The following is a 16918-nucleotide window of genomic DNA, read 5'->3' on the forward strand; positions in this document are numbered from 1 at the left end:
TGCTCCGGGCCGCCGGTTTCGCTTCAACGCACCCAATGACAGACCCCGGATAGCCACGCGGGTATGCGCCATCCGGGTCACTTCGAGCCGCGCCCGGGGCGCAGGCGCACGACGATACGCTGTGCCCGAGGGAAGTGAACGGACACACCGCTGCCGAGCGCGGCGCGGGAGAGCGCCGCGCTGAAGGGTAGGGGGCTAAGGGGTGGGGCCCTTACTGCCAGAAGTCTGGCTGCTGTCCATGATGTCGGCGACACGCAGGGCCCACAACTCGCGGCCACGCCCCCCGTCGTTGGCGGCGAAGTAGACCAGGGTGCCCGCGCGAGTCAGCGACGTCGGAGTGGAGGAGGCGTCACCCGGTGCCAGGTCCGTCAAGCGCACCGTTCCCGCGGCGCTCCCGTCCGTCATCCACAACTCCATTCCGGTTTCCCCATCCGACGCGGAGAACAACAGCCGCCCTTCGGCCAACGGAAGCAGGTTCGAGACGAGCGCGCCATTGTTGTAGGACTGCGTCGCCAATCCCCCATTCGGACCGGGTCGGAGGTCCACCAGGATGTCCGTGCCCGCGGCAGTCCCATCGCTCTTCCACAACTCGTAGCCGTGAGCATCGTCACGCAGGCCGAAGTAGAGCGCGCCGCCCATCGTGGCGAAGTACGTCGACTCGGAGTAGGAGCGCACCGGAAGGTCCTTCACCTTGACGGTGCCCGCGCTGGTGCCATCGCTCTTCCAGAGCTCGGTCGTGGTGTAGTCGGACACGAAGAAGAAGAGCGTCCCCGACATGTTCCTGAAGTTGGTCAACGCGCCGCCGGTTGCCGGCAAGAAGGTCGCCACCTTGACGGTGCCCGTGCTGGTGCCATCGCTCTTCCAGAGTTGGTTGTACGCGCCGGTTCCATCCTGGGCGCGGAAGAACAGCGTCCCATTCACGTCGGTGAGGTTGGACGGGGAGGAGCTGTTCACGCCCGGCCAGATGTCCTTCACCCGCGTCGAGCCCGAGTAGGTGCCATCCGTCTTGTACAGCTCGGTCCCCATGCTCGTGCCGTCATCGGCGGTGAAGAAGAGCGTCCCGTTGGAGACCACCATCTGGTCCGGGGTCCTGAGCCCGCGACCGGCGGTGTCACTCGTCTGGGTGGTGTAGGAGCCGTCCGTCATCCGCAAGGTGTCGCCGTAGCTGGTGTCATTGGCGCGGAAGTACAGCCAGTTCTTGTACGACACCAATCGGGGCGAGGTGACGGTGAGCGAGCTGGCCACGGGGATGGCGCCAGCGGTGCCCGAGGAGGTGGGACTCCGCATCAGCCTCGCGGGCGAGCTGCCTCCAATCGAATTGGTGGTGGTGATGTAGAAGATGCTCGAGCCATGCAGGGTGAAGGAGGACAGGGTCGGGCTGCAGCTCCCCGTGCAGATGTCCCAATACCTGCGGGTGCCCGTGGCGGTGCCATTGCTCTCCCACAGCTCCGCCCCATGGCTCCCTTCATTGGCGGTGAAGAACACGCGGCCGTTCGACACGACGAGATTCGCGGGGGAGGACTCGCTCACGGGCCCGAAGAGGTCTTTCACCTGGGTGGTGCCAGCGGCCGTGCCATCGCTGCGCCACAGCTCGGTGTTCGAGACGCCGTCGTTGGCTCCGAAGTAGAGGACGCCGTCCAGGATGCCGAAGTAGCTCGTCGCCAGGGTTGAAAAGGCGCCAAGCGAGGTGCCCGGGTTGATGTCCTTCACGACGCGGGTGCCCGCGGCGGTCAGGTCACTCACCCAGAGCTCCGCGTAGACGCTCGAGCCCGTGCTCGCCTCCCGGGCGGAAAAGTAGACCGAGCCGCCCAGGACGTTGACGTTGTTCAGGTTCGAGGGCGCGGTGAGGAGTCGCTGGGTGCCCGCCTGGGTGCCGTCGCTCTGCCACAGGGCATAGGTAGCGGTGGAGTCGTAGGCGGTGAAGAACAGACTGTCTCCCACCACCTTGATGTTGTTGATGTGGGAGGCGGCGCTGCCAGGAAAGACATCCACGGCCAGCAAGGTCCCGGCGGTGGTGCCATCGCTCTTCCACAGCTCGTATCCGGAGGCGGTGTCGGAGGCCGGGAAGTACATCAGCCCGTTGAAGAGCAGGGGGGCGCCCATGGTCCCGAAACCCTTCACCTTGACGGTCCCCGCGGCCGTCCCATTGGACTTGAAGAGACTCCGCTGGCTGGGAGCATCCGAGGCGATGAAGTAGAGCATGTCGTTGTACACGGTGAGTTCAGCTGGCGCGGAGCCGTTGGTGCCCGGGTAGAGGTCCATCCGCATGGCGGTGCCGGCGGCGGTGCCGTCCGTCGCCCACAACTCGGCCCCCACCCCGGAGGTGGCCCTGAAATAGACCGTGCCGTTGAAGGCGAGGAAGCCACTCGGGTAGGAGTCGCCGGTGCCCGGGTTGATATCCACGAGCATCTTCGTGCCGACGGCGGTGCCATCACTCGTCCACAGTTCGTTTCCCGAGGCGGGGTCGTAGATGCTGAAGTAGAGCGTCCCGTTGATGGGGGTGAGTTTTGGACTGAAGTTGTTGATGTTGATTGCCTTGAGCATCTGCGTGCCGGCGACAGTGCCATCGCTGCGCCACAGCCCCAGGGCTCCGTGGGAATTCGAGGCGAAGAAATAGAGCGCCTCGTTCATGACCGTCAGACCGCGCGGGTTTGAGCCGCATGGGCCCGAGCAGAGGTCCGCGACCAGCGCGGTGCCATCGGAGGTGCCGTCGGTCCTCCAGAGCTCCTCGCCCGAGGTGTGGCTGTCGGCGGCGAAGTAGAGCGCCCCACCGAGCGCGACGAAGTGCTTCGGATTGGAGCCGACGTTGGCCGGAGTCGAGGTGTTGATGTCCTTGACCAGGAAGGCGGGTCCTTCGTCCAGCGCCTCCCTGAGGGGACCTGGTTCCTGCTTGGGAGCCCACGGCTCCGTTGCCTCCGGGCCGCAGCCCGCGCCCAAGGTGAGCAGTGTGAGTAGGAAAAGACCTCTCACTCCGGATGCAGGAGTGGAACATACGGACGCGGAACGTCCGCCTTGCTTCTGGATATTCATGTTGGAGAACCCCTCACTGATGCGTTGGATGAAACCGCACCGGACTGACATGTCTGGAAGGGAATTCTGACGCGAGGCGCATGGCCTTGTTTTGCGTGGAGGCCACGTATCTGTGCTCTCCCGGAACATCGGACCGATAGAAGCCCATGGTGCTGTCCTGCTCGTGAGCGGACGGGTAAGCGCACCTCTTGGAGAGGTCGGCTCAAGGGGGTGTGGTCCCTGTGGCACGTGAACGGACACACCGCCGCCGAGCGCTGCGCGGGAGTGCGCGGCGCGGAAGGGTGGGGCGCTGACTGCCAGAAGTCTGGCTGCGGCGGCCCTGGTGCCGGTGCAAGAGGCGGCACATCCACGGGCCGCTTCAAGTGCTCGAGCACCTGCCTGACCGTGGGCGAGTGGGCGAGGTCGCCTCCACCCGGTCAGCGCGTCTTGCCCGAGCGCTCAAGGATGAGGCGCTGCGTCTCGTTGCCCTCGGAGCCACCGTCCCGCTCCAGGATGTAGTCGAAGAGCGAGTCTTCCCCCACCGTCACGGGCGAGCCTGCTTTCAGCTCGGGCACGGCCTCCGGCTCGCTGTTCAACACGCCATGGAGCACGCTGCCCTCCCACCGCGTGACGTGGACCCACATCCACTCGATGCCCCCGTCATGGGTGGTGAAGCGGGCCTTCACGAGCAGCTTCGACTCCAGCTCCAGACCCTCCTGGAAGCGCGGTTTGATTCGCGTGAGCAGGGCCTCCACGGCGCGGCGGCTCGCGGCCAGCAGCTCCGGGTCCTCGTCGACATGGACAATCTCGGATTGCGTGCCGAAGACCTCGGAGATGGCGGCATAGGGGCGCTCCGAGGGGTTGTCGCCAGGCCGAGCCTTGAAGATGATTTCCACCAGCCGGTTCTCACCTTCCACGTCGCTCGGGTCCACGGGGAGCAGGCCAATCAAGGTGCGCCGTGGCGCCTCGGGCGGTACCTGCTCCAGCAGGGCCTCGCGATAGGAGGCGAGCTTCAGTGCGTCCACGGTGATGGGGAAGACCCCATTCTTGCGGATGGCAGTGCCTTCGACCATGAGCTGGGCGACGAGGTTCATGAACGTGCCCACCGTGTGCGCGAGCGGCGCCGGGACCTGCTGCACTCCCAGGTCCGGGAGGCCGAAGGTGCCCAGTCCCGCGGTCATGAGCCGTGCGGTGCCGTCCCATTCCGAGTAGACACGGGTGTTGAAGTGGCGTGGCAGCATCGGCTCGCCGCCGTCCCAGCCTTCGAGCCGGCGCTCGTGCCAGCCCTCCACGGAGAAGAACTCCCCGGCATGCTCGTCCCACACCAGCCCGCCGCTGGCGCGGGCCAGCTCCAGGGCCAGCGCGTGCGCCTGCCGCACCGCCTCGAAAGCCGGGGGCTCGGTGGTGAACTCCAGGACGGTGATGCGCTCGGAGGCCGCGAGCTGCGCCTGCTCCTGGGGCGAGAGGCCGCGCGCGGCGATTTCCAGCATCCCCTGCTCGGGGAGAGGATGGTCCTTCAGGGCTCGCTCCGAGACGCGCACGGTGGGCAGGGGCGCTGCCCCTAAGCCCTTCCCAGCGAGCCGCAGCACGGTGAAGCGCTCGCGCACCAGCTCCTCCACCTTCGGGAGGACTGGCATGCCAGGCTTTGGCGTGTGGACGACGGCGAAGCGAAACGTGGCACGCGGGGAGAAGAGCGGGCCTGGTGGCAGCGGTGGGGGAATCGGCCGGAGAGTCGCCGCCCGGGTGGCACAGCCCGAGAGCGCGAGCGCACAGAGCACCGCGCCCCAGAACCCCACGAAACCCAACCGCCTGGCGGTCACACCGCGCATGCTCATCCTCACGCCCTGTTCGAAGAAGGTAGGTGACGGCAACCTACCACCCGGAGGCGACAGTCGGCCGTTCCTGTCCCAGCTTCGTCATGGCGTCGTCGTCACCGTCGGGATGCGGGTGCGTCTTGCTGGCCTGCTAGGATTCGCGGGGCCTCCCATCCGCACTGAACACCCGACGAACCTTTGAGTGAGGTCAGCACGCATGTTCAAGGACAGCGCCGCTTCAGGACTCGGGTCTGAGTATCGCCCGCTCGACTCTCCCCAGCTCGAGAATCCCCACCCGTTCCTCGCGCGTGCACGGCGGGAGGAGCCGGTGTTTTTCAGCCCGGCGCTGGGAGCGTGGGTGGTGACGCGCCATGCGGACATCAGCGCAGTGGTCGCCGATACCGAGCGCTTCTCGTCCGCCGAGTCCATCACCGTGGGCGCCGCGACGACGCCTCCGGAGGTGGTTGCCGCGCTGATGGACGGCTACCCGCTGGTCCCCAGCCTCGTCGACAATGACCCGCCAGCGCATTCGCGCTTCCGGAGCCTCGTCAGCAAGGCCTTCACCGGGCGGCGTCTCGCGGAGAAGGAACCCTTCATCCGCGCCCTCGTGGACGAACTCATCGACTCCTTCCGGAAGGAAGGGAAGGCGGACCTGTTCCTGCGGTTCGCCCATCCACTGTCGTGCAGCATCATCGCGGAGATTCTCGGAATCCCTCACGCGGACATCCACAGGTTCCGGCGCTGGTCCGACGAGCTGACCACGGTCCTCGCGGCGCATGGCCCCATTGAGCACCAGGTCGCATGCGCGCGAGGCGTGGTCGACTTCCAGCGCTACCTCGCCGCGGCACTCGAGGAACGCAAAACGTCTCCCCGGGATGACCTGATGAGCGACATCGTCACCGGGTCACAGGGGATGACGCCGCCCATGAGCATGTCGGAGCTCGTGAGCATGCTGATGCAGGTGCACTTCGCGGGGCACGAGACGACCGCGGGCCTCATCGTGGGAGCGGTGGAGCTGCTGCTGGAGCATCCGGAGCAGCTGCGGGCCCTTCGGGACGACCCGGGCCTCATCGCGGGCGCGGTCGAGGAGGCGGTGCGGATGACCTCTCCCGTGCATGCCATGTTCCGTACCGCGCTGGAGGCGGTGGAGCTTGGGGGCGTTTCCATTCCCAAGGGAGCCCACATCCGCATCGTCTACGCGTCGGCCAATCGCGACGAGGCCCGGTTCCACGAGCCGGAGCGCTTCGATGTCCGGCGGCCTGACGTCAAGAAGCACCTCGCCTTCGGGCAGGGCCTCCATTTCTGCATCGGCGCGCCGCTCGCGCGGCTGGAGGCACGCCTGGCGCTGGAGGCCCTTCTGCGGAGTCTCCCGGGGCTCCGGCTGGTGCCAGGGCAGACGCCGGGCTTCTTGAGGAGCGTCACCGTCAGGAGGCACGAGAGCCTCGAGGTCGCGTGGGAGATCCACGCGCCCCAGGCTCGCTGACGACAGCGTGGAGCGGCACGCCTGAATTACCTTCAGCGGAACCACCCTCATTGCGAGGTGGCTCCCGTAGGTGTGCCGCAGGTCGTGCCAGCCTATTTGCCCCTGCTCGCGGGTGATGCCCGCCACCCGGAGCGCACGTCGAAGCGGCGCCTCCATCTTCCCGTCGGTGAGCTGCCGGCCGTCTTCTTGGCAGAACACGAAGCGATCGCGCAGGTGCCGGTGCGACTTGAGCGCCTCCACCACCGAACGGGGCAGGTCGACCGTCCGCTCGCGTCCACCCTTAGAACCTCGAACTAAAGTCAGGATGGAGGCGCCGAAGGAGCATGAGGCAACATACCGCCGGGGCCGCAAGCGCAAGGCCAGGCAGGATGGGCGCGAGCTGCGGCGCTACAAGTCGTCGAGGACGGTCAGGCGACCGGGCTGAACAACCTCAAGCGGCGTCAGGGCCGCGGCTTCACGCCCCAGACGCCCACCTTGCCGTCGTCCATGCCCCAGCTCACGAAGCGTCCGTCGGGCGAGAAGTTCGCGGTGCTTCCCTCCTGGTCGTCCAGGTCCGAATAGGAGAAGACGCTGCGTCCCTCACGAACGTCGATGACCTCGAACGCGCTCGTGTCCGGACCAGCCGCCAGCAAGGTGCCCTCCCGATTGAACTCGAACTGCAGGGCCCCGGAGGCCGGGGCCCTGATGATCCGAGTGGTTTCAAGTCCGGGAAGGTCCAGGAACAACAACTGGCCAGCGGAATTCGCGGCGACCAGCGACGCTCCGGACGGCGTGAACGCCACGGTCCAGAGCTCCTGTGAGTCGAACGTGCGGGCCCCCACGAGCTTACCGGTCCGCGCATCCCAGAGGCGAACCGAGCCACGTGTCGTGGCGCCGTCCTGCTCCTCGGCGACGCCCACAGCCGCGAACCGGCCATCCGGCGACAATGCGCAGCCGTAGAGGAAGGCCGGGTCCTCCAGCCGCCACATGAGCCAGTCGCGCTCCATGTTCCAGAGTAGGACGCGTCCCTGGCTGGCCGTGACCAGAAGGCGCGTGCCGTCCGACGACAGGCACCCACGGGCGACGGACCCACCAAGCTCCACCGAGGACAACAGCTTGCCGTCGGTGACGGACCAGGTCTGGAGGGTGCCGCGCCTCGTCACGGACAGAAACCGCTGGGAGTCGGGCAGGAACCACGCGCCCACGCATTGGGAGACGGGGTGCGCGACAAGCGGAGCCGACTCTTCCGAGTGCAGGTCCCACCAACGCAGCGGCGTACCGCCCCGATTCTGGACCGACAACAGATAGCGCGACGACGCATCCCAGGCCAACCGCTGCCACCGCGAGGACGTCGACCGTTCCGGCGGCCCCAGCATTCGCAGCAGGGACAAGTGCCTCGCGGTGTCAGGGGTCAGCGGAAGGGAGGGCATGAGCATGGTGAGGATCCGGGGAGCGCGCATAGCCGCTCTGCGGCGGGCTTGAAGGGCTTTCAGGGCCTCAATGGTCAGGTGAAAATCGGCCAAAGGGAGAGGACCGAGACAGGAGGACTCCTACCCCGCGGACTCGGAGGTCCGCAACTCCAAGGCCCCCTTGGTGCGCCATCTGCCACTTCTGGTTCCAGGACTTCGCTCTCTCTGCGTCACCGTGAGGAGTCGAAAATCCAGTCGGGGATGGAGCAGACGAACCAGGTCAGCCCCAGCGCCAGTCGCAACCCCAACACGAGGGAGAGCGCCAACGCGGCCAGTTGGAAGGGGCGCGCTTGACGCTCCAGCTCGAAACAAACCTCCTCGAAGGGAATGGCCTGTTGAAACGTCTGCCAATTCCCATCCATGAGCACCAGGTCGGAGGACTTGAGGTCGCCCCGTCGCAGCATCGCCTCGAGCTGCACGACATCCGTACCAGAGGCTTCCCGGTCACGTCGAAACGCGAAAGGACCGGCTCGGCGTGACACGCTCACCGAGTTCTCCTCTTGAGGTGCGCTATGGGACGACCTGTTAGAGGGAGCCACGCCGTTGCGGGTCCTCACGTAGCGCTGGAGCCTGTCGAAGGAGCGTCTGGGGCGTTTCCGCTGGGTGGTGGAGCGCCCATTGGCCTGGAAGAATCAGCTCGGCCGTGTCCGTGTTCGAGATGAGCGCAGGGACGACGTCCATTTCGGATTCCTCGTCCTGAGCCGTTGCCTTATGCTCCTTCGCCGCCTCTATCCTGACTTTTGTTGGAGGTTCTTAGGCGAGTCCTCCACACCGCGCCAAATGGTCCGGTTGACGCTCAGCAAGCCCTGGGGCAGGTCCAGATCGTTCCACTGGAGCCCGATAATCTCGCCCTGTCGCAGCCCCGCTGCAAGCTTGTGATGATGGATGGTCGCGTGCTGGTCGTGACGCCCGACCATTGCTGGCGCACGGTGGCGTGCGGCTGGATTCGCACGGACGAACTGCGCCCCGGAGAGCTGATTGACGGCTTCGTCCTGGGCGAGTGGCGCACGTCGAACCGACGGATGCCAGTGAAGTGATGCGGATTATCGTACGCTTCGCGAAGACTTACGTCGTGAATGGGATGCCTGCTCATAACCTCAAGCCCCGCGACTAAACGGCGCCTGCACTTCATCCCGGACAACGCGGCTCCGCACTCCAGCAAGAGTGGATGCCTCTTGGCAGCTCGCAACGCGCAGCGGACTGCAAGCCGGCTGCTGCGCGCTGGTCCCGCTCGACTCGCAGCATAAGGCCATTCGAGAACTGCGACCCGTCGTTCAGGGTTCGCCGTACTTTGTGCAGTGTGTATCCGAAATCTTCTTGAAGACGGCTGAATGAGACTCGTTGTGGGCGGCCATGCAATCGTGGAGTTGGGCGGTGCACATGGCTACTTTGGATTTGTCACCTTTCGCGAACGTCTCTTTGCAATTTTTCGACTGCTCGATGCAGGCGTTCTGGCACGCGGCCTGGATTTCCTCGGGCTTGTGAAGGTAGTCGATTCTTACTTTACGGTCGGGGGAGACGAAGAGCTTGAAGTGGTACCCGGCTTTGAACTTCTCCTTGTTGTCGTGGCACGACACCTTGGGGGCCTTGATTCCGCCCACGGGGAATGAGTTATTCGGCTTCAGCTTCAGCGTGTTCTCGGTCACCTTCGTCATTGGGCAGATGCTGGCGGCGCTGCTCTCCGGGGGTGGCTCAGAAGCGAAGGAGGGAACGGCAACGGAAAGCGTGAACACGGCGGTCAGGCACATCAGGTTTTTCTTCATCAGGTTCTCTCCCTGGACTCTCATTCAGCAACACATCGCGCACCATCGCATCAGAGAAGATGACCTGCCTGGATCCTTTTACGCGAGAGGTGCCGGCCGGGATGGGGCGGGTACCACTGCTTCGCACTGCCGTCGAAATTCCAGAGGCGTGAGGTAGCCGAGGCTCGAGTGTGGCCGGACCAGGTTGTAGTGCTGCCGCCACGCCTCGATGACAACCTTCGCCTCTACCCTGGAACGAAACCATTCCATGCTGAGGCACTCGTCGCGAAAGCGTCCGTTGTGGAGTTGCGCGAGCTGCTTGCCGATGAGGGCGAGTAGCGTAGCCCCCCGAGGGGAGGTGTTGCACGAAGCGCCGTGGTCCTTCAGAACGAACATCGCCGCACCGAGGCCAATTGAGGGCTTGGGTGCGGCGACTTTGGCGGTCAGGAGAGTGAGGTGCTCTGCCTTAGAGCGCAGTAAAGACACATGCCGTAGTTGCGCTCTCAAGCGGGCGCAAGGGCCCAGCGCGGATTCCGCACAATCTGTAGTTGGGCTTGCGACTGGGGAAGTATTCTATCGCGGAAGAGCAGGTTATTACGTATGGATCTGTGCTAGTATTGCAACCGCCGTCCGCGGCTTCACCTAGTTCCAGGACGCCCGGTTGCCAGAAGCTCTTTCCCTCGTGCAATAGGAATTGGCGTGTAGCTCCCGGCAAGGCGACAAGTGCTCCAGTTACGGAAGTCAGGTTGGAGCGATTGGGATTGAGGTCTGCCCATTCGCATCCATGTGCGTCGCCCGTCACGGTTACTGTCACGGTCGTCACGAGCCCGACATCAACGACAGTGGTGTTGCACTGGGCTTGGGCAACCCGAGGGCCAACAAGTAGTGCGAGGGTTGTGGCAAATAGAACAAGCCTCATGATTCGTCTCCAGGTGTGAGGTGAGAACAGTCCAGCGGTGCTGCTGAAGCAAGGTGATAGCCGCGACTTCTTTGTGTGCTATGGGGCGGGGATAACTCCCGCGAGCCACTCCAATGTCTGTCTTTTGTCGGATTGTCGATATTGTGCGATGGGACAAGGGTTTTGTCAGGTGGCGGACGTTGTATGTCAATGTCGATTCTGTGACTCGTCTCTCATGAAAACGCGAATAAGCCGGCGGGCAATGCGGCTCAGTATGTGCACTTTTGTCCACGATGCTTCTCTTCGACTCTGAGCTGGCTCAAGATGGGGTCGAATTGGACGAGAGGGGGGTATTCTCAATTGTCGACATGGGCCGCATGACGATGCTGTTGGTCCCTTCTGCGAAAGTGAGTCCCGGAGAGAAGTTCCGGGTTTCGGTGAGATTCCGTGATGGCGCGGCGCCTCCCGGGGCATCCTTCTCACTGACCGTCCATCCCGCGCGTGCGGACACGGTTGTCGAGGTGTATCGGAATACAAGAACCGTCGAGTCGTACCGGCAAGAGGCAAGAGAAGCGCGAGCCGAGACACAGCGGTGCCAGGAGGAAAGCGCGCGCTTGGTCTCGGAACATGGAGTCCCGGGGGCTGGTAGGCTTGCTCGCGATGGGCGGCATTGATGTGAGTGGTGTGGCCGGGAGAATTGTGACGGAGGCGATTCCCTCGGACTCGAAGAGCGTACTTCAGCCTTTCAAGGTGCAAAGCTATCGCTCGACAGGGCGTGTAGCCCTGAAAGTCTTACTGAGTGGCCTGCGCGGAGAACTGCCGTGGATTGCGAGCGGCGCCGCCCTACGCGGTGTTCCTGGAACGGAATTGAAGGTGCTTCGTGTCTGGCAAGAATCACCCATCACCCCAGGTGGAAAGGGGCGAGTGGTGATTGAAACAGAGGCTTCCGGCGAATCCGCACGCGGCCCCTTCGCCCTCAAGCTGTGGGAGGCCAATGGGCCGCGCACGGTGACGATTAGCAACGTGACCTTCCCCTGACGGGCCTTCGAGGCATGTCGGGGTGACGTTGTAAGGTTCCGCCGCGCAGTCGGTTCCTAGCCGTTTGTCAGACGGGAATGCCAGCATTCAACCCACTTGCCTTCCTTGGAGAGAGGCATGGGGGTGAAGAATGTGTGCTGTCCGCTGGATACTGTGCGCCGTTCTCTTCGTAACGGGATGCGCTGGCGTTGAGCCCTCGACGCGCAGGCGCACTTTCCAGCAGCGTTCCGCACTACTCGGGGAAGGGGAAACGGAGGCTCGGCATTCCCGAGGACAGAGGAGCGATGCGTTCGATGCGCACCACGGGCTGAGCCTCTTCGTCGCGCGGCGCCGGACGCTGGAGGGCAACCACCCCCGCGGGAAGGTGCTGCTCAATGCGGTTGGCCCCCAGACGGGCCAGGAGGGGGCGGGCGTCAAGCGGGCAAGGGTAAGGCTCGAAGAGCAGGTGCGTCTTGCGACCTTCCTCAACCATCCGGGGATCCTTCGCGTCCACGGGATGCACAAGGCGGAAGGGTGCTGGTACGTCATCACCGATCATCCGTCAGGGCACAGCGTGAGCGACATGCTGACGCTCGCTGCGGAGTGCGGGCGCCGGTTCTCGCCCCTGTTCGCGCTGTACGTGGGGGCCAAGGTGGCTGCGGCTCTTGAGCACGCCCACGAGGCCAGGGACGGCGAGGAGAGGCCCCTCAACATCGTTCACCGGGCCGTCGACGTGGGGACCATCTTCGTTGACTGGAAGGGTGGCGTGCAGGTTGCCGACTTCGGACTCGCCCTGTCGGACTTGCCTGGGCGCGTTTCATCCACGGTGCGCCGTCCGCTGGGGGATGCGTTCTACTCTTCTCCTGAAATGCTCCTGACCGGTCGTGTTGATGCGCGTTCGGACCTCTTCGCGCTCGGCGTCGTCATGCTCGAAATCGCGACGGGGAGGAACCTTCTCGACGCTCCGGACGACCTGACCGAAGAGGTGAAGGGCTCGCTGTCGGTCAGGCAGCGCGTGCGCGTCCGGCGTGCCATCCGACGGGCCCGCCTCGCGAACAGTCACCCCATGGTTGAAGACGTGATCTGGCGCGCGGCGACCTACTCGCAGGCGGACCTGGACGCGTTGACGGAGAACCTCCCGCAGGGGTTGCGGGTGACGTTGGGCCGGCTTCTTCAAGCGAAGCCCGCTGACCGCTACCAGTCGGCGCGCGAGTTGGCGGCGGACCCGCGCCACTGGCTGGGGGACGGTGAGGTCTTCGGGCAGGAGGACGCGGAAGCCGAGCTGCTCAAGCTCATGAAGCTGGCCGGCGAGGCGCTGACCGAGCTGGGAATTCGGCGTCCCCAAGGCTTTGAGGCATCCCAGGACGAAATCAGCACGAACTAAACGACGGAGCGCGATTCTCGATAGGTCTCATGCTGCGCGTCGTGCGGTGACGGCACGCAGCACGGGGCTGGGAAAGGCCGCGCACTCGGAGAGGTCATCCGCTCCCTCTCCGAGCACGGTTCACCGATTTACCTGAAGCGGGTTAGCGGGCGTCGCGCGGGTCCCCGGTGAGGCAGGGCTCCATCTTCTCGGGGGCGACGAGGAACAGCTCCTCGCGGCCCAGGTCCTGGGTGATGCCCGGCGTGGCGAAGCCAATCTGGCCGCCGCCGTCGTACAACAGGGCCGCCCAGTCGTTCTGCGACACGGGGTACACATCCGTCGCGTCGCCGTCGCGGTTGAAGTCCAACGCAATGGTGTTGAAGTCGTATTGGCGGTTGTTGTTGAAGTCGACGAAGTCGGCTGCGGAGAACATCGCCACCTGGGCGTCGTTGAAGCGCAGCCCGTAGTACCTAGTCAGTTCCGACCCGGTGGACGGGGCGACGGCCGCGAACGCGGTGAGCTCATTGACGGCCGCCTCGTTGATGGAATCCACGTGCACACGCGAGTAGTCGAGCGCGCCGACCGTGCCGCCAAGTTCGAATCCATAGAACTGGTATTCGTAGTTCATGATGCTCAGGTAGTTGGGCTTGTAGTTGGCTCCGTCGTTGCCACCGTGGTCCAGGCCCAGGTTGTGACCCAGTTCGTGCATGAGGGTGCCGGCCTGCTGTTGCTCGGTGCCATTGAAAGAGCCCAACGTCATCAGGAAGTCATGCGCGGGGAGGCCGCGAGAGATACCGCTGGAGAAGTTCCCGTTGTGTTGGTGCGCGAACACCGCGTAGTGAAAGTAGGGCGCGCGGGCGGCGGCGAAGTACTTCGCCTTGATGACGTCGAATTCCGTCCACACGGGGCTCAGGTTCATGTCCGCGTCCGCGGCGGCGATCTGCTGATCCAGCACCAGGTGCAGCGTGATGCCAGTGGACCCATCCGGATTGCTCACCGGCGCGCTGGCGAAAGCCGTGATGACCTTGTCCAGCGTGGCCTGGCTGGGCCTGAGGTTGGGATAGTAGTCCACCTCCACGAAGACGTCCTTCCTGCGCGCGTTCGCGCCGAGGGCCGTCAGGTCCAGGCCACCGCCGAAGCCGAACGACTCCGCGTAGTCGTTGAGGCGGTCTCCGTCCGTGTCGGGGTTGTTGGGATTGGTGCCCAGCAACAGCTCCACCACGTCGCAGACGCCGTCGCGGTCCGTATCGGGGAGAAGCGCGCAGGCGGGGATTGGGAGAGGGATGGCCGTCGCGGATTCCACCCCCTGGCGGGTGCTGACCACCTCCGCGTCCGGGAGGTCGGCGCCGCCACACCCGTTCAAACCGAGGAGCGCAACGGAAGCTGTCAGCAGCGCCTTGTGAAGCTTGGACATAGAATTCCTTTGTGTGCAAATAGTTGGCATCACACCAACTGCCTCCTTCTTGCAGTTTGCCGTATTTGTTGTCTATTCAATTATTGCATGTTTTACATGTTTGAGATAGGCATGAAGCGTGGCCGGACAGCCCGGGCGCTCTCCCCAGCTCAGGCCCGATTTTGGGGTTGAGGTGCACGTCCATCTCGTCCTCGTAGAGGACGGGCTCCTGGGGACGGGCGTAGGTGGCCCGGCACTTCAATTGCCACTGGCGCTGGTGCCGCCGCCGCCGCGCGGGCCAGGGGCAGCGCACCCTTGCGACGTGCGCCCACCGAGGCCAGCGCGCGTCCCATGGTCGCGGGCGACCTGGCCGTTGAAGGCTCTGCCATCTCGCAGTCCCTCACGGCCGCGCTCCTGCTAGCGCAGCACGGCGGCCACCACGGTGGAGGTGGCGCAGCCCCATCACCGCGCTGCTGGCGCCCGCCTACTCTCCAGGCCGATCGGGAATCGCGCTCCGTCGTTTAGGACGGCGCCCAGGTGCCGGCCCTCACTGCTCGGGGGCTGGCGCCATGTTGCAGGTATGTCGCAGAAGGCTGCGGAACGGGTTGGGACGAACCGGGACAGGGCGGTACGCGGAGGGAAGTCGAATCCGAGTGGTTCCGGGCGGTTGCGAGGTAAGGGCGCGATTCTGCTGGGGTTTTCGCAACGCCGGCCGTGGGTTCGATCCCCGCCGCCTCCCATCCAGCGAGGAGCGCTCGGCCGCGAGGCGGTCGAGCGCGCGGTCGACTTCCGTGGTGCAGGGGAAAGCTCATTCTCTGCTCTGGCAAATGGCCATCGGAGGGTATGAGGAACCCCATGAGCGACGAGCGAACGCCTACCGAGCCTGAAGTGATGGAGCCCACGTTCTGGCAGAAGAATGGCTGGTCGGCCCGGGTCATCAAGAACGAGGACGATGACGGCTGGGCCGTGGAGATCCGCAAGCAGGGGATTGCCGAGCCCGTCCTCATCAGTCCGTGGGTGATGGGCCGCGACAAGAAGAACCCCAAGCCCTTCGATGCGCCAGCGTTCGCGACCTTCGTGAAGACGGCCTCGGAGGTCCTCGACCGCTCCGCGCGACAGCGCGACCAGGCCCTGACCCGGAAGCTCTCCATCGCCTGGGAGGGCCGTTGGTACGAGGTCCTGCTGGAGATCGTGGCCGATGAGTATGAGCCCCACGCGCTGCTCTCGGCCACCGACGACGCGGGTGCGACTGTCGCGAAGCATCGCGTGCCCATGAACTTCAAGTTCAACAGGGACACCGCCAACGTGTGGGTGCGCGAAGGCTTCCCCGAGCCCTGAGCTGGCTGTCCTCAACGCCCGGAGTCAGTGCCCGCCCGTCCCTGGCCACTTCGGGGCCCGGGCGGGTGGAGACACGCGCGTGGAAGAAATGGCAGTGCGATTTCCGCAAAACATGCGGAATCAGCATCTACGTACTTCCCCGCATCAAGGTCTGTCATGAAGACACGCGGCGCGCGGATGCGAGGTGCCGGGGCCCTCTCCGCTCGAAAGCCTGACGAGCGATGGGCTTGGAATGACAAATGCTAGGGAGCCTTCCCATGAAAATCCAAGCATGGGCCCTGGCGGGAATGGTGATGCTGGGCAGCGGCTGCATCTCCAGCATTCGGACCAGCAGTCACTCATTCCTGGACGCGAAGAAGTCCGAGGCACTCCTCCAAGGAGGCCCGGATGACGCCGCGCGACGCATCACGGAGTTGATGAGCAAGCGCGGCTTCCCGGTGACGGAGAAGCAAGTCCGCAAGGACGGGAGCCTCGTCTACGTCTTCAAGGGACTGCGCACGGCGTTGACCACGGTGTCGGGGGGCGACATCGTCTACGGCTCCACGAACACGGTGGGGTCCATGTTCTTCGTGCTGCTGACGCCACGCGAGGACGGCGTCACCCGGATGGACTTGTTCGGCAACCCCACCTTGGATGGCCGCGCGGTGTGCAGTGACGCTCCGCCCGCCTGGGTGCCGAGATGCGACAAGAATGTCATCACCGGCTCGCTCTGGCACGGCCGGGACCAGATGACCGGGAAGGACGAGGCGGAGGCCATCCGCGGCATGCTGCTGGAGCTGGAGTTGGGACAGACCAGCGGCCCTGGTGCGTTGATCGCCAGGCCGGAGGCTCCGCCCGAGGCCCCCTCCCAGCCGACCTGTGTCGCCTCGGAACATCCGGACTGGGCGGGCGCCTCGGCCGTCCAGAAGAAGAAGCTCCTGGAGATGTGCCGCGTTCCGGTCGCCCAGGCCACCGACGCGAACTGATACAAACAGCTCCAGGTCTCGCAGGCGCGAGGAGTCGCCCAGCACATCAAGGCACAGCTCATGCGCCGGCGCCGCACCGCGCGGGCGCACCTCGACAGCGACTTCGACGCGGGCGCGCTGGAGCGGTTCAATCCCTTGCGAAGGTGCCATTGTCATCATGAGAGAGGAATGGTTCCGCCCCTGGTGGAGAAGTCTTCCGAATTGCGACGCACTCGTGAAGACAAGCGAAGCGATGGCTTGACGGGGTGAGAAAGCCCCAGGCACAATTGTTGGTGCAACCGCGCTACATGGAATTTGAGACATCTGGAATTCCTGGCGCTGTGCCTACCAAGGGTGCTCTTCATGAACAGAGCGATACGTGCGCTCCGGACTCTCCCTGTCTTCTCCCTTGCCTTCCTCGCGGCGTGCCACGGCTCCTCATCCGAGAAGGGTGACGACCTCGAAGCGA

General features: G+C 64.8%; 10 protein-coding genes and 4 pseudogenes. 6 read left to right on the top strand and 8 right to left on the bottom strand.

What is annotated here, in order from left to right:
* Nucleotides 1–195: 195 nt before the first annotated feature.
* Together HUA74_RS40950 and HUA74_RS40955 are read right to left on the bottom strand one after the other, a co-directional pair.
* Entirely contained in the window at nucleotides 196–2970 is a 2775-nt protein-coding gene (locus HUA74_RS40950; RefSeq protein ID WP_174458927.1) for an ELWxxDGT repeat protein, read from the bottom strand.
* A 476-nt stretch (nucleotides 2971–3446) separates the two neighbouring features.
* Nucleotides 3447–4646: a DUF2314 domain-containing protein gene (locus HUA74_RS40955; RefSeq protein ID WP_174458928.1), complete on the bottom strand. Its 1200-nt coding sequence runs from the start codon at nucleotides 4644–4646 to the stop codon at nucleotides 3447–3449.
* Between the two features lie 394 nt (nucleotides 4647–5040).
* On the opposite strand from HUA74_RS40955, the gene HUA74_RS40960 reads away from it, so the two are divergent.
* Entirely contained in the window at nucleotides 5041–6306 is a 1266-nt protein-coding gene (locus HUA74_RS40960) for a cytochrome P450 (RefSeq protein WP_174458929.1), read from the top strand.
* Between the two features lie 21 nt (nucleotides 6307–6327).
* On the opposite strand, the pseudogene HUA74_RS40965 reads toward HUA74_RS40960, so the two are convergent.
* From HUA74_RS40965 to HUA74_RS40975, 3 genes and pseudogenes are all read right to left on the bottom strand, one after another.
* Nucleotides 6328–6663, bottom strand: a pseudogene (locus HUA74_RS40965) (tyrosine-type recombinase/integrase); the annotation flags it as partial.
* An 83-nt stretch (nucleotides 6664–6746) separates the two neighbouring features.
* On the bottom strand, nucleotides 6747–7721 hold the full coding sequence (locus HUA74_RS40970; protein WP_174458930.1) for a WD40 repeat domain-containing protein: 975 nt from the start codon (nucleotides 7719–7721) through the stop codon (nucleotides 6747–6749).
* A 203-nt stretch (nucleotides 7722–7924) separates the two neighbouring features.
* A complete protein-coding gene (locus HUA74_RS40975) occupies nucleotides 7925–8173 on the bottom strand; it encodes a hypothetical protein (protein WP_174458931.1) in 249 nt (82 codons plus the stop codon).
* Nucleotides 8174–8632: 459 nt separating this feature from the next.
* On the opposite strand from HUA74_RS40975, the gene HUA74_RS46215 reads away from it, so the two are divergent.
* Nucleotides 8633–8791, top strand: coding sequence for a hypothetical protein (locus HUA74_RS46215; protein WP_246137689.1), 159 nt, complete (start codon nucleotides 8633–8635; stop codon nucleotides 8789–8791).
* 237 nt (nucleotides 8792–9028) lie between these two features.
* Here the strand turns inward: HUA74_RS46215 and HUA74_RS40985 are convergent, their stop codons facing one another.
* Together HUA74_RS40985 and HUA74_RS40990 are read right to left on the bottom strand one after the other, a co-directional pair.
* Nucleotides 9029–9517 (bottom strand): hypothetical protein, encoded by a 489-nt coding sequence (locus HUA74_RS40985; RefSeq protein ID WP_174458932.1) that lies wholly within the window; start codon nucleotides 9515–9517, stop codon nucleotides 9029–9031.
* 78 nt (nucleotides 9518–9595) lie between these two features.
* Nucleotides 9596–9796, bottom strand: a pseudogene (locus HUA74_RS40990) (transposase); the annotation flags it as partial.
* Nucleotides 9797–10718: 922 nt separating this feature from the next.
* Between HUA74_RS40990 and HUA74_RS46990 the strand changes: the two are divergent.
* Nucleotides 10719–11432 (top strand): annotated as a pseudogene (locus tag HUA74_RS46990) (DUF2381 family protein); the annotation flags it as partial.
* Nucleotides 11433–11709: 277 nt separating this feature from the next.
* Nucleotides 11710–12795, top strand: a pseudogene (locus HUA74_RS41000) (serine/threonine protein kinase); the annotation flags it as partial.
* Nucleotides 12796–12937: 142 nt separating this feature from the next.
* Here HUA74_RS41000 and HUA74_RS41005 read toward each other — a convergent pair.
* Nucleotides 12938–14188: a hypothetical protein gene (locus HUA74_RS41005; protein ID WP_141647639.1), complete on the bottom strand. Its 1251-nt coding sequence runs from the start codon at nucleotides 14186–14188 to the stop codon at nucleotides 12938–12940.
* 834 nt (nucleotides 14189–15022) lie between these two features.
* Here HUA74_RS41005 and HUA74_RS41010 point away from each other — a divergent pair.
* A complete protein-coding gene (locus tag HUA74_RS41010) occupies nucleotides 15023–15505 on the top strand; it encodes a hypothetical protein (RefSeq protein WP_141647640.1) in 483 nt (160 codons plus the stop codon).
* 257 nt (nucleotides 15506–15762) lie between these two features.
* The gene (locus HUA74_RS41015) at nucleotides 15763–16470 is read left to right on the top strand and encodes a hypothetical protein (protein WP_174458933.1); all 708 of its coding nucleotides are present in this window, start codon (nucleotides 15763–15765) and stop codon (nucleotides 16468–16470) included.
* Nucleotides 16471–16918 lie beyond the last annotated feature (448 nt).

This window comes from Myxococcus sp. CA051A, from assembly GCF_013336705.1.
In the GTDB taxonomy this organism is placed as follows: domain Bacteria; phylum Myxococcota; class Myxococcia; order Myxococcales; family Myxococcaceae; genus Myxococcus; species Myxococcus llanfairpwllgwyngyllgogerychwyrndrobwllllantysiliogogogochensis.

Coding starts and splice junctions, on each gene's coding strand:
- HUA74_RS40955 (WP_174458928.1), bottom strand. CDS start 4,646: ATGCCAGTCCTCCCGAAGGTGGAGGAGCTGGTGCGCGAGCGCTTCACC.
- HUA74_RS40960 (WP_174458929.1), top strand. CDS start 5,041: ATGTTCAAGGACAGCGCCGCTTCAGGACTCGGGTCTGAGTATCGCCCG.
- HUA74_RS40970 (WP_174458930.1), bottom strand. CDS start 7,721: ATGCTCATGCCCTCCCTTCCGCTGACCCCTGACACCGCGAGGCACTTG.
- HUA74_RS46215 (WP_246137689.1), top strand. CDS start 8,633: ATGATGGATGGTCGCGTGCTGGTCGTGACGCCCGACCATTGCTGGCGC.
- HUA74_RS40985 (WP_174458932.1), bottom strand. CDS start 9,517: ATGAAGAAAAACCTGATGTGCCTGACCGCCGTGTTCACGCTTTCCGTT.
- HUA74_RS41005 (WP_141647639.1), bottom strand. CDS start 14,188: ATGTCCAAGCTTCACAAGGCGCTGCTGACAGCTTCCGTTGCGCTCCTC.
- HUA74_RS41010 (WP_141647640.1), top strand. CDS start 15,023: ATGAGCGACGAGCGAACGCCTACCGAGCCTGAAGTGATGGAGCCCACG.
- HUA74_RS41015 (WP_174458933.1), top strand. CDS start 15,763: ATGAAAATCCAAGCATGGGCCCTGGCGGGAATGGTGATGCTGGGCAGC.